Below are 13,822 nucleotides of genomic sequence, written 5' to 3'. Positions count from 1 at the left end.
AGGCGTGACCGGACCGCTCATCGTTCAAAGCGACAAAACCCTCCTCCTGGAGGTCGACCACGAGCAGGCCGACGCCTGCCGTCGGGCCATCGCGCCCTTCGCCGAGCTGGAGCGCGCCCCCGAGCACATCCACACCTACCGGGTGACCCCCCTCGGCCTGTGGAACGCGCGGGCCGCCGGGCACGACGCCGAGCAGGTCGTGGACGCGCTCGTGGAGTACAGCCGCTACCCCGTGCCGCACGCGCTGCTGGTCGACGTCGCGGAGACCATGGCCCGCTACGGCCGGCTCACGCTCAGCAAGCACCCCGTCCACGGGCTCGTGCTGACGTCGACCGACCGCCCTGTACTGGAGGAGATCCTCCGGTCCAAGAAGATCCAGCCCCTGGTGGGCACCCGGATCGACGACGACACCGTGGCCGTGCACCCCTCCGAGCGCGGCCAGATCAAGCAGGCGCTGCTCAAGCTGGGGTGGCCCGCCGAGGACCACGCCGGGTATGTCGACGGCGAGGCCCACCCCATCGAGCTGGCCGAGGACGGCTGGGCGCTCCGCCCCTATCAGCGGCAGGCCGTCGAGGGCTTCTGGCATGGTGGCTCCGGGGTGGTCGTCCTCCCCTGTGGCGCCGGAAAGACGCTGGTCGGAGCCGGTGCGATGGCCGAGGCCAAGGCCACGACCCTGATCCTCGTCACCAACACCGTCTCCGCCCGCCAGTGGAAGCACGAGCTGGTGAAGCGGACCTCGCTCACCGAGGACGAGATCGGCGAGTACAGCGGTACGAAGAAGGAGATCCGCCCGGTCACCATCGCCACCTACCAGGTGCTGACGACCCGGCGGAAGGGGATCTACCCCCATCTGGAGCTGTTCGACTCCCGCGACTGGGGCCTGGTCGTCTACGACGAGGTGCATCTGCTGCCCGCGCCGGTGTTCAAGTTCACCGCCGATCTCCAGGCGCGGCGGCGGCTCGGTCTGACCGCCACCCTGGTGCGGGAGGACGGCCGGGAGTCCGACGTCTTCTCGCTGATCGGGCCGAAGCGCTTCGACGCGCCCTGGAAGGAGATCGAGGCGCAGGGCTATATCGCGCCGGCGGACTGTGTCGAGGTACGCGTCAATCTCACCGAGTCGGAGCGGCTCGCGTACGCGACCGCCGAGAGCGAGGAGAAGTACCGCTTCTGCGCCACCACGGCGAGCAAGCGGAAGGTCACGGAGGCGCTGGTCGCCAAGCATCGGGGCGAGCAGACGCTGGTCATCGGGCAGTACATCGACCAGCTGGACGAGCTGGGTGAGCATCTGGACGCGCCCGTGATCAAGGGTGAGACGTCCAACGCCCAGCGGGAGAAGCTGTTCGAGGCGTTCCGGCAGGGGGAGATCTCGGTACTCGTGGTCTCGAAGGTCGCGAACTTCTCCATCGACCTTCCGGAGGCGACGGTCGCCATCCAGGTCTCGGGCACCTTCGGCTCCCGGCAGGAGGAGGCGCAGCGGCTCGGGCGGGTGCTCCGCCCCAAGGCCGACGGGCACGAGGCCCGCTTCTACTCGGTCGTCGCGCGGGACACGATCGACCAGGACTTCGCGGCGCACCGCCAGCGGTTCCTGGCGGAGCAGGGATACGCGTACCGGATCATGGACGCGGACGAGCTGTTGACGTAGGGATACGGGCAGGGGCGTCCGGGGCGTCGTCAGCGGCGCCGGACGCCCGCGTCCTCCGCGTACTCACCGAGGACGGCCACGCTGAACAGGGTGCCCATGAACACCTTGACCGCCTGGAACGGGCCGCTCGCCCGGTTGGGCGTGTGGTTGTCCGCGTCGGTGCGCTGGGTGGTGTGGACGCTGGGGCTGAAGGTCGCTGTGGTCATGTATCCATCGTCGTTTTCCGGCCCCCGGGAAACATCGGCCCACGGACGGAAACGGCTCTCCCTGCCTCTACGACCACAGGCATAGGGGTTCCTCCCGGGGGGCGGCACCTGAGGATGAGGCCCGCATCCTCCCTCCCGCCGACAACCGCGTGGCACGAGATCCCGTCCCCTGGCTAGAATCGCCGGTCTTGCCCGCCTCCTGTTCGAGGAGCGCCGCCGCCCGGACGGAAACCGGCCGGCCCCCCACGCCCGTGCACCAGCTTGGAGGCCGATCCGTGTCCGCGCTCGATCCCACCCCTCTGACCAGCACAAACGATCCGCTGAGCCGGGAGCGTGGCCATCTGGCCGCGTCCCGTTCCGCGCTGCGCACCATGCGGGAACAGGTCGCCGCCCTCAACCTCGCCGACGTCACCGCCAACTGGGTCAACGCGGCGGTACTTGAGTCGCAGATCGAGAACCGCATCAAGGAGCTGGCGGACCTCACCCACACGCCCCTCTTCTTCGGCCGCCTGGACTACCTGCCCGGCGCCCGCCGCGACGGCGACCAGGACCCCCTGGGCCCGGACGCGGACACCGCCACGGCCACGGACGCCGGCGGGGACGGGGACGGGGACGACGAGGGCCATCGCTTCTACATCGGCCGCCGCCATGTCCACGACGCCGACGGCGACCCCATGGTGATCGACTGGCGTGCCCCCGTCTCCCAGCCCTTCTACCGCGCCTCCCGCAAGGACCCGCAGGGCGTCGATCTGCGCCGCCGGTTCGGCTACACCGGCGGCGAGTTGACCGCGTACGAGGACGAGAACCTCACCGACCCCATGGAGCACGACCGCACCAGCCGGCTGCTCCAGGCCGAGATCGAACGCCCCCGCGTGGGCCCCATGCGCGACATCGTCGCCACGATCCAGCCCGAGCAGGACGAGATCGTACGGTCGGGACTCGCCGGGACGGTCTGCGTCCAGGGCGGCCCCGGCACCGGGAAGACCGCCGTCGGCCTGCACCGGGTCGCCTACCTCCTCTACGCCCACCGCGAGCGCCTCGCCCGCACCGGCACCCTCGTCATCGGCCCCAACCGCTCCTTCCTCCACTACATCGAGCAGGTTCTGCCCGCGCTGGGCGAACTCGCCGTCCAGCAGGCCACCGTGGACGATCTCGTCGCCCACGTCGACGTACGCGGCACCGACGACGCGACCGCCGCCGTCGTCAAGGGCGACGCCCGCATGGCGACCGTGCTCCGCCGCGCCCTCCGCTCCCATGTCACCGCCCCCACCGAGCCCGTCGTCGTGGTCCGGGGCTCCCGGCGGTGGCGGATCCCCGCGTACGAACTCGCCGAGATCGTGGAAGAGTTGCAGGGCCGGGACATGCGGTACGGGGCCGCCCGCGAGGCCCTGCCGCAGCGGATCGCGCACGCCGTCCTCGTCCGCATGGAGGAGTCCGGCGAGGCCCCCGACGACCGCGTCCAGGACGCCGTCGCCCGCAACCCCGCCGTGAAGGCCGCCGTCAAGACGATCTGGCCGCCCGTCGACCCCGCCAAACTGGTGCTCCGCCTCCTCTCCGACGCCGACTTCCTCGCCGAACACGCCGACGGCGTGCTCACGGCAGACGAACAGCGCTCCGTCCTGTGGGCGAAGCCCGCCCGGAGCCCTCGTTCCGCGAAGTGGTCACGGGCCGACGCCGTCCTCATCGACGAGGCCCGTGACCTGGTGGAACGTACGCACTCACTGGGCCATGTCGTCCTGGACGAGGCCCAGGACCTCTCCCCCATGCAGTACCGGGCTGTCGGCCGCCGCTGCTCCACCGGCTCCGCCACCGTCCTCGGCGACCTGGCCCAGGGCACCACGCCGTGGGCCACCGGCAGCTGGGCCGAGGCCCTGAGCCATCTCGGCAAGCCGGAAGCGCTGGTGGAAGAGTTGACGGCCGGCTTCCGCGTACCGCGCGAAGTGATCGCGTACGCCTCCCGGCTGCTGCCGCACATGTCCCCCGGGCTGACCGAGGTCAGCTCGGTCCGGGAGTCCCCCGGTTCCCTGGAGATCCAGCACATCGCCGACGCGGACGCCCAGGTCACGGCGGTCGTCGCCGCCTGCGAGGAGTCCCTGCGGCACGAGGGCTCGATCGGCCTGATCGCCGCCGACGACCGCATCCCGGAGCTGGCGAAGGCCCTGGCCGCCGCCGGTCACTCCCCGATCGCCCCCGGCGAGGAGACCACCGCCGACTCCCGGCTGACCCTGGTGCCGGTGTCCCTGGCGAAGGGTCTGGAGTACGACTACGTGGTCCTTGCCGAACCCGCCGCCGTGGTCGCGGGCGAACCGGACGAGCGGACGGGGCTGCGACGCTTGTACGTGGCCCTGACCAGGGCCGTTTCCGGTCTTACGGTGGTGCACGCGGAGCCGCTGCCGGAGCAGCTGGGTTAGCGCGGGCCGGTCAGTGCCGGGGGTCGGTCTCCGCCCCCGGCTCACCGGCATCCGGGCCCGGGGGGTTCTTCCAGTACGGCCGGCAGGTGGTGGTCTTCGACTGCATGAGCACCCCGTAGATGACGTCCTGGAAGAACTTCCGCTCCTTGCCGCCCTCGGCGTAGATGCCCGGCGCCAGGTCGCGCCGGGTCGGCACGGTGATCAGGACGTTGTCCCCGGCACCGTAGTCCTGGCGCCCCTCGGTGATCGCGGGGTCGACCAGATCCAGCTCGACCCGCTGCTTCCCCCCGTCCGGCTTGATCCACTTGGTGATGTCCAGGGTGAGCAGGATCCGCCCCTTCTCGGGGGCGTCGCGCACGGAGACGATGTCGCCCTCGGCGATGAGACGGGCACAGGCGACGCCCTCCGCGTCGCTCTGGCTCATGCTGCCGGCCGCCCCTTTGTCCTCACGCGCCGCCGAGGAGTCCCCGGCGGCCTTCGCCTGGCCACCGGCCCCGTCTCCCGGTCCGGATCCGTTGTAGGCCACCAGACCGATCACCAGCGCGGCGGCCGCCGCGACCACGCCGCCGCCGAAGAACATCCCGCGCCGCCGCGACCGCCTGCGCGCGTCCAGCGACACCACCGGCGCCGGCGGTACCACCGGGGTCAGTTCGAAGACCGACCCCAGGTCCTTGCGCGCCGCCTCGTCCCCGATCATCCCGAGCGCCAGCCGCAGCCGTTCCAGCTGCTGCTCAGAGAGTTCGTCCGATCCCGAATGTCCGCTCATGCCGTCTCCTCCTCCATCCCGGCCGTCAGTACGGTACGGAGCGCGGCGCACGCCTTGTGCAACCGGCTCTTCACCGTGCCCTCGGGGAGGGCCAGCAGCCGTGCGATCTCCCGTACGGGCAGGTCCGCGTAGTAGCGCAGAACGAGCGCCTGCCGCTGGTTCGCGGTCAGCCGCGCCAGGGCGTCGGCGACCGAGAGCGCCAGTGTCCGGTGCTCCTGCGGGTGCTCGACCGGCGGCCGCACGGACCACCGGGCCGCGAGCCGCTCCCGCAGCCCGGACTCCCGGCGGCGCTCCCGGTGCCAGTCCATCGCCACCCGCGAGGCGACCACGGCCGACCAGGCACGTTCATCCCTGATCCCGCCGTCGCCACCCTTGCGGGCGCGCTCCTCCAGGAGCTTGAGCCGTACCTGCTGTACGCCGTCGTCCAGCTCATTCCAGGGGAGCCCGCTCATCAGCAGCACGGCACGAAGCCGGCCGGTGTCCTCGGTCTCCTCCGGAGCCGTCGGTCCGGCCGCCCTCGACCGGGTGCCGCGTAGTCCGCGCATCCTTCGCCCTTCCCGTTTCCCCTACGACGGAGCCGCCCCCGAAAACGTTCACTGACGTTTTCGGGGGCGGCTTCGTTCATCGCTGGACGGACCTCAGGCCCATGGGGTGGCCTCAGGGGGCTCAGGCTCAGGGGCAGTTCGTGTTCTGCTGGGTGAACTTGCGGGCCACCGGACCGGGCGTGACGCTGTTCAGCACGGTCACCAGGGCGGTCGAACTCTTGCCCTTCATGAAGTCCTTCAGCGGCCGTTCCTGGATGGGCGGAACGATGGGCAGCGCCTTGGCGGCCGCTCCGGTGACCGGCTGCGCGGGCGTGACGGTGCCCTCATTCTCACCGTTGCCGATGATGCCGCCTTCGAACGCGACCTCGGAGCCGCCGCCGAGCCCGATCCAGCCGGCGGGGGTGGTGCCGTCCTCCCCGCACTGCGCTGCCTGCCAGGCGATGGCCATGATGTAGGTGTGTCCGGGCTCGACGCGCGGCTGGCCGTGGATCGCCATCTCCCGGCGGTTCACCAGGTCACCGTTCTTGAACTGCCAGCCGGCGGCCGAGTACTGCCAGGATGTGGGGGCGGGCTGGGCGACCCCGGTCCGGGACCACAGCACGTTGTTCACGGACAGGTTCACGTTCCGGCCGATGACGCCCTCACCACGGGCGATCTCCTCGGGGGTCGCGGGGACCTCCGTCGCGGACGTGGCGGTGACCGAGACGACGTGGTCCGCGTACGCCACCCACTCCTCGGCGGTCTCACTGGGCAGACGGTCGATGCCGTGGACCTCGATGGGCCCGCTCGCGTCGATGGTGCGGTCCTCGGAGCTGGACAGGGCGTTCGTGCCCGTGAGCAGAGTCGCGGTCAGCGCGGCCACGGCGATCGTCGCGCCGCCGGCTGCCAGGTAGGTACGGCGTTGCATGGGTCCCCCTCGATCAGTATGCGGCGTTGATGTTGTCGCGGTTGTTGGCCCCGAGGCCGGCACCGGACGGAACCGGAGTCTGCATGCAGCCGAGCCGGCTGTCGTTCTGCCGCAGCCGGGGAGCGGCCTGCGCGCCGTGGGTCAAGCCCACCGCGTGGCCCGTCTCGTGGCAGGAGATCCCGTAGCTGTAGTTGCCGGGACGGATCCGGATGTACGCCTGGTCGCACTTGGACGAGGTCACCGCGTCGTTGCACCAGGCCATGCCCAGCACGTTCGACCCGAGGTTGCGCGTGCCCTCCTGGTAGATGATGTCCGTCTCAGCGCTGCCGGAGAAGCTGGGCGACGAGTCGTAACTCGTGTTCAGCTGCGTCGGGTTGTACTCGTTCGCCATCACACTGTTGACCGTGGCCTTGTCGCCGGCCTCCAGCATGTTGTCGCCGGAGCTGTCACCGTAGTAGGTCACATCGGTGTTGTCGGTCAGACAGAGCCCGCCGTTCGCGTCGGGCTCGCTGCCCTCGTCTATACAGCGCGGGCTGTAGTTGGCGGTCGGGACGATGTTGTCGGTCACGGCCGCGTAGGCCACTCCCGAACCGATCCCCAGCGTCAGCACCGACGCGGCGAGAGCCACCGGAGCCAGGACCCGGCGGCGCCTGCTGGCCCGCTTTTCCGTCTTCGCCTCAAGCAACGGACTCCTCCAGTTCTCCACGGGGCAGTGGCTACGGCCCCAAGGTCGAGCGGGATCGTAGGCAGGTCCGAGTCTGTGAGTCTCCTGTGACTTCCTGGGAAGCGGAACGGGTCAACTCCCTTTTGCTCACTGCCCGGAGGCAATCACGGGAGGCGATCGACTCTTTGTCATGATCGCGCCCAGTTGGCGGGGGCGCTTCGCGACGGAGCGTGCGCGAGGGCCAGAAGTTACCCGTGATGTGATCACGCAGTGATGACACGGTGATTACATGTGGTCACAGAACAGCCCCGCCGGGATGATTGTCCTGGCGGGGCTGTGGGTATCTGGCGGCGCCGGCGGGCTACAGGGCGGCCTCGCGGGCGAGGGTCACGAGGCCGGTGAAGGCAGTGGCGGAGAGCATCAGGACCGGGCCGGTGGGGCACTTGCTGTCCCGAACCGGGACGACACCCTGGGAGTGAGCGTGAGCCGGGGCCCACTCCACACAGTTGCCGCCGCCATTGGTGCTGTACGAGGACTTGACCCCGCACCCGGGTGCAGCGCGGCGGGCGGCTCCCCCGGCCCGCCCTTCCTGCCCAGGGCCGGGGATCCCGGGCCCCGGCCGCCTATCCCCGCACCTGCGGCCGGGGCCCGACCTGCCTCTCTTCGGCCGGAGGGCACAACAATGGCCGAGTCCGAAAGGCAGGGGTACGGTGTATTTGTGGCCGGGGCGAACTGAGGTCGCCCCGGCCACGGTTACGCCGAATTCTCCGCGAAAAACTCGAAGGCCACCCTGTGCGCGCATGATTTCTCTGCACGCACAGGGTGGCCTTCACACCCGGTGGCCGCTCAGGAAACGACGGCCGGCGCGGGGAGCGGCGCGATCTCGCGGTCGAAGAATGTCATGAAGTCCTCGCCACGCTCGTAGAGGACGTCGAATCCGGTGGCGGTCTCCTCGATAGCCGTCCGGTCCGTGTACCGATTCGCTCCGGCGGCGTTGCCCTCGTCGTCGTAGACGACCCCGAACATGACTTCGTCGCCGAGGATCACGACCTCGGGTACGGGATGTTCCTTCTCAAGGTCCGCGATGTTCCGGGCGTCCATCACCCGGATCTCGTTCCCCAGCTCCACCTGGAGCCGGAGCACGTGCAGTTCCCACTGGACATAGGGAGTGACGGGGAACTCCACGACGCGCAGCCGCCGGGTCAGGACACCGAGTTCGCCGGTCTTCCGGAACTGCTCGGTGTAGACGGGGCGCTTCTCCTCGATCAGCGAGAGGGCCTCGTCCCACCTTCCTTCGGCGAAGGCTTCCCAGCTCGCGAATCCCCGCTCCTGAAAATGCTGTCCGCGCTCCAGCTTGCGCATGTCGGTGATACCGCTGCCGTGGACCCGGTAGAAGTCCGCATGGTAGTCGGGACGGGCCAGTCGTTCGGATTCACTCCGATGGAACGAATCAAACACTGGGGATGTCCGGCTTCGCGGCGACCATCATGCGGCGCGGAATGACGACGAGACGCTCGTCCGAACCCACCGAGACACCCGGCGGCAGGGACTTCCCGAGGGATTCCGTCAGATCCCGGCCGATGACGGCGACGTCCCCGTTCTCCAGCTCCCAGATATCGGGGCAGTCGGGCCCATCGGTGGTGGCTCCCAATTCCTGGGGTGATTTACCAAGACGCTTCTTGAATCCTGTCGTCGGATCCGCTTCCCACGGCCTGGCCATAGCGCTCCCTCCCTTGCGGCATAGAACGTCAGCAACGCTAGCAAGCCGACAGTGGGCGTGACCAGGCCGGACATCAAATCACGGCAGAAAATCGACATGCTTCTGGCATATGCCAGACGTTGAAGACCGCTGAATCGTTTTGTTGCCCGCTCGACCCGACGATGCGACTATACTCGTCCGGTCACAATGGAGTGATCACATCAACTCCCGATGTGGGAGCATTATCCGATGCATCTGCACGTGAAAATGGCGGGAAAATTCGGTTGGGGGAACGCGTGGATCCGGAGTTAACCTTGCTCGCCCAGACAGCTGGGGCCACGGTGATCACGTTGATGACAACGGACGCCTGGGAGCGGTCACGTGAGGGAATCGTCCGGTTGTGGCGGCGAGTGCAGCCCCACCGGGCCGAACTCGTCGCGGCCGAATTGGACGCGAGCCAGGAGGACGTCGTACGGGCCGACACGGCCGACGACGAGGAGACGCTGAACGAACTCCGCCTGCAATGGCAGGGGCGGCTGCGACGGCTGCTCGCCGATCAGCCCGAGGCGGTCGAGGCCCTCCGCGATCTGCTGGACGAGCTGCGCCCCGAGGGCGCCGAGGAGGCCGGAGCCCCGTCGGCGATCACCCAGCGCGCCACCGCGTCCGGCAGCGCCCGGATCTACCAGGCCGGGGGCGACCAGCACATCCACGAGCGATGAGAGGGCCGATGGACGGCCGTGCCGAGGGCGACGGCCGAGTCTACCAGGCCCAGGGCGACCAGCACATCAGCGAACACCACCATCACTACGGCGCCGGTGAGGCGGCCCCCGCGCCGGCGGGCCCCGACTCTGTGCGCCGTCCGGCGATCGGCCGAACGCCCGTGGTGCTGCGCGACCGCTCCGAAGTGCTGGAACGCCTGACGGCGAGTGTCACGGCCGGAGGTGGTGAGGTCCTTGTCCTCCATGGCATGGGCGGCTGCGGCAAGACAGCCGTCGCCCACGCGTTCTTCCAGTCCGTGACCGGGGCACAGGGCCGGATCGGTCTCTGGGTCACCGCCTCCGACCGGGCGAGCCTCCGTGCCGGCATGCTCGCCGTCGCCGCCGATCGCGGCGCCCATGACGCTGAACTGCTGGCCGCGCGGAACGGTTTACGGCCGGCCGCCGACCTCGTCTGGGAACGGCTCGACCGGTCCGCCGAGCCCTGGCTGCTCGTCCTCGACAACGCGGACGATCCGCAGATCCTCCGGGACGGCAGCTGGCTCCGCAGCAGCCCGCGCGGAGTGGTCGTGGTCACCACACGCCGGGCGGCGGCCCGCTGGTGGCCGGGGGCCGAGCTGGCGCACATCGGAGTCCTGCCGCGCGAGGACGCCGCCCAGGTTCTCTGCGATCTGGCGCCGGAGAGCGGCACGAGGGAACAGGCGGCCGAGGTCGCGGACCGGCTCGGCCGGCTGCCCCTCGCCCTCACTCTCGCGGGCGGCTTCCTCTCCCACCAGGTGCTCGATCCCTGGACGATGGACGCCTACGGACGCCACCTCGAAGAGGGGGAGCGCGTTCGACTCATCGACCAGGGAGCTGATGTCTTGTCCGAGGAGAACCCGCGCCACTTGGTCGGCCGGACCTGGCAGCTGACCCTTGACGCGTTCGAGGCACGTGGACTGCCCGAGGCGGTCGCGTTGCTGAGGCTGCTGGCGCGGCTCGCACCCGAGCCACTGCCGCTTTCCCTGTTGAACCGTCCCGAGATCAGTGCCGTCCTGCCGCAGACACGCACCGAGACCGCGCTGCGCGCGCTGCTCGACCAGTCGCTGACCGAGCTGATCGACGCGGGCACGCGGTGCGTCCAGAGCCATGGGGTGCTGCTCGACAGTGTCGCCGCCGCGACGCCGCCGGAGAAGGTCGCCGTCCTCGACACGACAGCAGCCCGGCTGCTCGACGCGGCGGTCCCGGCGGTGCCCGACGCCGGGCCGTACGACCCCCGGCTTCGGCTGTACGCGCCCCACGCGCTCGCGCTGCTGCGGCAGTCCCGGGAGCCCGGGACCACGGGCGATGTCCTGGCCGTGGCGACCCGGCTGGCCGTCGCGCTGCACCGGACCGGGGACTATCCCGCCGCGTGGGAGACCTCCCGTACGGCAGCGGCTCTCGCCGAGCGGACTCTCGGCAGCGAGCACCGGCTCGTGCTGGCCGCGCACTCGCGGGCCGGGCGGGCGCTGTTCCGGCTGGGGCGGTACGAGGAGGCCGAGGCGGTGTTGCGGCGGGTGCGGGCCGTACAGGAGCGGCTGTTCGGGGGCGGGGATCCGGACACCCTGGACAGTGGGCACGGGCTCCAGCTCGTCACCGGGAATCTCGGCAGGCGGGAGGAGAGTCTCGCGCTCCTGCGGGACACGGTCGAGGGGCGGCGGGCGGCGCTGGGGGCCGGGCATCCGCTGACGCTCCGGTCCCGGTCCAGCATGCTCGCGGCGCTGGGCGCCGACGAGTTGGCCGACGAGGAGGGCGGAGCCCTGCTCGACCTGCCGTCGGAGTGCGCGCGGCGGCTCGGTCCCGAGCACACCGTCACCCTGGGCGCGCGGCACAACCACGCGCGGGCCCTGACCGTCCTCGGGCGGCACGACGAGGCGGACGCCGGGATCCGGTCGGTGATCACGGAGTACGACCGCCGCTTCGGCCCCGACTACCCGATTGCTCTGGCGGCGCGGCAGCTCCTCGCCCGTATCGAGCACCAGCGGGGGCGGACGGACGCGGCTGTCGAGCTGATGCGGGACGTCGTGGCGCGGCGGGAGGCCGGGCTGGGGCCGGATCATCCGTTCACGGTGGCGGGCAGGAGGCAGCTGGCGGAGTTCGGGGCGGGCGGGCCGCGTACCGCCGGGTAGGGCCTCGGCCCGGGGACCTGGGGCGGGCGGCCCTCCGAGCGAACGGGGGACGCGGAACCGCCCGACCCCCGGTGCGCGGTGGGTACGGGCGGTTCCGGCCGGCGGTCACCCCTTCGGCTGGGTGAAACGGATCCGGTTGCCGAACGGGTCGCGGAGTCCGCAGTCGATGCCGTAGGGGCGCTCCGTGGGGGGCTCGGTGAACTCGACACCCTGGGCGAGCAGCGTCTCGTACGTCTTCCGGCAGTCATCCGTGGCGAGGATGAGCCAGCCGCCCATCGCTCCCTTGGTGACGAGGTCGCGGACCTGCTCCGCCGTCTCGTCGGACATGGCCGGGGCGCCGGGCTTCTCCAGCAGGATCTGGCGCTCGGGGTGGCCGGGGACGTGGACGGTCAGCCAGCGCATGAAGCCCATGTCGAGGTCGGTGTTGACCTCAAGGCCCAGCTTGCCGACGTAGAAGTCGAGGGCTTCGTCCTGGTCCAGGACGTAGACGGCGGAGTGTGTGATCGCGTTGAACATGACTCTTACGGTAGTGAGCGCGACGGGCGAAAACTTATCCAGAACTGATCAGTTGGCGGGCCGGGTCCACGCCATCGTGAAGCAGGTCGGCACGGCCGCGCGTGCCGCTGCCGTCCGCTTGCGGTACTCGCGGGGCGAGTGGCCGACGATGTCGCGAAAGGTGCGGCTGAAAGTGCCCGTACTGCCGAAGCCGACCGCGAAGCAGATGTCCGTGATACTGCGGTCGCTGTCGCGGAGCAGGGACATCGCGCGCTCGACGCGGCGGCGCTGGAGATAGCGGTGGGGGGTCTCGCCGAAGGTGGCCCGGAAGGTGCGGTTGAAGTGGGCCTCGGAGACATGGGCGATCCGGGCCAGGGCGGGGATGTCCAGCGGGTCGGCGTAGGCCCGGTCCATGGCGTCCCGGGCCCGGAGCATCCGGCGGTTGCTGTCCTCGGTGGCGCGGCTCACGCCGTCATCCCACCACGGATCGCCGTGTGACGCGGTGCCCCGTTCGTCATGGCCCGCTCGTCCTGCCCCGCTCGTCATAGCCCGTTCGTCCTGCGGCGGTCCCCCCTTTCCATGTACTTGCCCCACCAGGTATCTTGCATTGCATGGAACCAGGTGATTCGACCAAGCAGGCCCGGGCCGCCGCCCAGCTGCGCAAAGGGGTCCTGGAGTACTGCGTACTCGCCCTGATGCGGGACCGGCCCCGCTACGGCGTGGAACTCCTCCACGCCCTGGAGGAATCCGGCGCGCTGGCCACCAGCCAGGGCACGGTCTACCCCCTGCTGTCCCGGCTCCGCCGCGACGACCTGGTCACCACCACCTGGCAGGAGTCCGTCTCCGGCCCGCCCCGCCGCTACTACGCGCTCACCGACAGCGGCCGGGCCGCGCTCGACGAGTTCACCCGCGTCTGGCCCGGCTTCCGCGACGCCGTCGACGCCTTCCTGACCACCCCGCACCCCGCCACCGGAGACCCCGCATGAAGACCTCTGCCGACGCCGTACACGACTACCTCTCCGCCGTCGAGCGCGAGGCCTCCGCGCTCCCCGCCGACCGCCGCCAGGAACTCCTGGCCGACCTCGCCGAACACATAGAGGTGACGCGCGCCGAACGCCCCGGCACCGCGGTCAACGAGGTCCTGACGGCGCTGGGAGACCCCCGTACGATCGCGGCGACGGCCCTGGCCGAGATGGAGAACGGGCCCGCCGGGGACCCGGGGCGGGGCGGCATGGGCGCGCCCGCGCGGCGCGGCAAGGTGCACCCCCTGGTCCCGATCCTGATGACCACGCTCTCGCCGCCCGCGATCATGCTCCTGTCCGAGCACCCCAGCTCCCTGCTCGCGGTCCTGGTCCGCCTCACCGGCGCGGTGCTTCTGTGCACCTCGGTGTACTGGACCGCCCTTCAGAAGACCGTCGGCGTGCTGCTCACCCTCATCCTGCCGACCACCGTCTTCGTCACCTGGAACCTGATCTCGGGCCACCAGGCGGAACCGGTCCCGGCCCTCCTGGGCAACCTGGGATCGCTCGTCCTGATCGCCGGCACGGCGGTGTGGCTCTGGCGGGTCCGCCGCGCCTGAGCCGGGCCGCCGGGGACTGTCAGTGGCGGGCGGTTGACTGGTGAC

General features: G+C 70.5%; 15 protein-coding genes and 1 pseudogene. 6 read left to right on the top strand and 10 right to left on the bottom strand.

Annotated elements, in window-relative coordinates; genetic code table 11:
• Positions 1 to 4: 4 nt before the first annotated feature.
• Entirely contained in the window at positions 5 to 1,642 is a 1,638-nt protein-coding gene (locus tag SYYSPA8_RS23070) for a DNA repair helicase XPB (protein ID WP_323449190.1), read from the top strand.
• Positions 1,643 to 1,671: 29 nt separating this feature from the next.
• Here the strand turns inward: SYYSPA8_RS23070 and SYYSPA8_RS23065 are convergent, their stop codons facing one another.
• The gene (locus SYYSPA8_RS23065) at positions 1,672 to 1,848 is read right to left on the bottom strand and encodes a hypothetical protein (RefSeq protein ID WP_323449189.1); all 177 of its coding nucleotides are present in this window, start codon (positions 1,846 to 1,848) and stop codon (positions 1,672 to 1,674) included.
• A gap of 371 nt (positions 1,849 to 2,219) precedes the next feature.
• Between SYYSPA8_RS23065 and SYYSPA8_RS23060 the strand changes: the two genes are divergently transcribed.
• Positions 2,220 to 4,259, top strand: coding sequence for a HelD family protein (locus SYYSPA8_RS23060; protein WP_407706071.1), 2,040 nt, complete (start codon positions 2,220 to 2,222; stop codon positions 4,257 to 4,259).
• A 10-nt stretch (positions 4,260 to 4,269) separates the two neighbouring features.
• On the opposite strand, the gene SYYSPA8_RS23055 is transcribed toward SYYSPA8_RS23060, so the two are convergent.
• The 7 genes and pseudogenes from SYYSPA8_RS23055 to SYYSPA8_RS23025 form a co-directional block, all read right to left on the bottom strand.
• Positions 4,270 to 5,025, bottom strand: a complete 756-nt coding sequence (locus SYYSPA8_RS23055) for a hypothetical protein (RefSeq protein WP_323449187.1) — start codon at positions 5,023 to 5,025, stop codon at positions 4,270 to 4,272.
• Positions 5,022 to 5,570, bottom strand: a complete 549-nt coding sequence (locus SYYSPA8_RS23050; protein ID WP_323449186.1) for an RNA polymerase sigma factor — start codon at positions 5,568 to 5,570, stop codon at positions 5,022 to 5,024. Before SYYSPA8_RS23050 ends, SYYSPA8_RS23055 begins: the two co-directional genes overlap by 4 nt.
• A gap of 127 nt (positions 5,571 to 5,697) precedes the next feature.
• Entirely contained in the window at positions 5,698 to 6,477 is a 780-nt protein-coding gene (locus SYYSPA8_RS23045; protein WP_323449185.1) for a hypothetical protein, read from the bottom strand.
• 13 nt (positions 6,478 to 6,490) lie between these two features.
• Entirely contained in the window at positions 6,491 to 7,162 is a 672-nt protein-coding gene (locus tag SYYSPA8_RS23040) for a hypothetical protein (RefSeq protein ID WP_323449184.1), read from the bottom strand.
• Between the two features lie 340 nt (positions 7,163 to 7,502).
• Positions 7,503 to 7,682, bottom strand: a pseudogene (locus SYYSPA8_RS23035) (DUF397 domain-containing protein); the annotation flags it as partial.
• A 305-nt stretch (positions 7,683 to 7,987) separates the two neighbouring features.
• Positions 7,988 to 8,599 (bottom strand): DUF6879 family protein, encoded by a 612-nt coding sequence (locus SYYSPA8_RS23030; RefSeq protein WP_323449183.1) that lies wholly within the window; start codon positions 8,597 to 8,599, stop codon positions 7,988 to 7,990.
• Positions 8,592 to 8,861, bottom strand: a complete 270-nt coding sequence (locus SYYSPA8_RS23025; RefSeq protein ID WP_323449182.1) for a hypothetical protein — start codon at positions 8,859 to 8,861, stop codon at positions 8,592 to 8,594. The genes SYYSPA8_RS23030 and SYYSPA8_RS23025 overlap by 8 nt, the downstream gene beginning before the upstream one ends.
• Before the next feature lie 275 nt (positions 8,862 to 9,136).
• On the opposite strand from SYYSPA8_RS23025, the gene SYYSPA8_RS23020 reads away from it, so the two are divergent.
• Positions 9,137 to 9,559 carry a hypothetical protein gene (locus SYYSPA8_RS23020; protein ID WP_323449181.1) on the top strand — a complete coding sequence of 141 codons (423 nt, stop codon included), beginning with the start codon at positions 9,137 to 9,139 and terminating at the stop codon, positions 9,557 to 9,559.
• A gap of 8 nt (positions 9,560 to 9,567) precedes the next feature.
• Entirely contained in the window at positions 9,568 to 11,703 is a 2,136-nt protein-coding gene (locus tag SYYSPA8_RS23015; protein WP_323449180.1) for a tetratricopeptide repeat protein, read from the top strand.
• A 105-nt stretch (positions 11,704 to 11,808) separates the two neighbouring features.
• On the opposite strand, the gene SYYSPA8_RS23010 is transcribed toward SYYSPA8_RS23015, so the two are convergent.
• Positions 11,809 to 12,219, bottom strand: coding sequence for a VOC family protein (locus tag SYYSPA8_RS23010; RefSeq protein ID WP_323449179.1), 411 nt, complete (start codon positions 12,217 to 12,219; stop codon positions 11,809 to 11,811).
• Between the two features lie 48 nt (positions 12,220 to 12,267).
• Entirely contained in the window at positions 12,268 to 12,666 is a 399-nt protein-coding gene (locus tag SYYSPA8_RS23005; protein ID WP_323449178.1) for an AraC family transcriptional regulator, read from the bottom strand.
• A 143-nt stretch (positions 12,667 to 12,809) separates the two neighbouring features.
• Between SYYSPA8_RS23005 and SYYSPA8_RS23000 the strand changes: the two genes are divergently transcribed.
• Together SYYSPA8_RS23000 and SYYSPA8_RS22995 are read left to right on the top strand one after the other, a co-directional pair.
• Entirely contained in the window at positions 12,810 to 13,184 is a 375-nt protein-coding gene (locus SYYSPA8_RS23000; RefSeq protein ID WP_323449177.1) for a PadR family transcriptional regulator, read from the top strand.
• Positions 13,181 to 13,777 (top strand): HAAS signaling domain-containing protein, encoded by a 597-nt coding sequence (locus tag SYYSPA8_RS22995; RefSeq protein WP_323449176.1) that lies wholly within the window; start codon positions 13,181 to 13,183, stop codon positions 13,775 to 13,777. Before SYYSPA8_RS23000 ends, SYYSPA8_RS22995 begins: the two co-directional genes overlap by 4 nt.
• Positions 13,778 to 13,822 lie beyond the last annotated feature (45 nt).

Source organism: Streptomyces yaizuensis (assembly GCF_034961445.1).
In the GTDB taxonomy this organism is placed as follows: domain Bacteria; phylum Actinomycetota; class Actinomycetes; order Streptomycetales; family Streptomycetaceae; genus Streptomyces; species Streptomyces yaizuensis.
The sequence above is the reverse complement of the archived record's forward strand: the minus strand, read 5'-3'. Positions and strand labels throughout refer to the sequence as shown.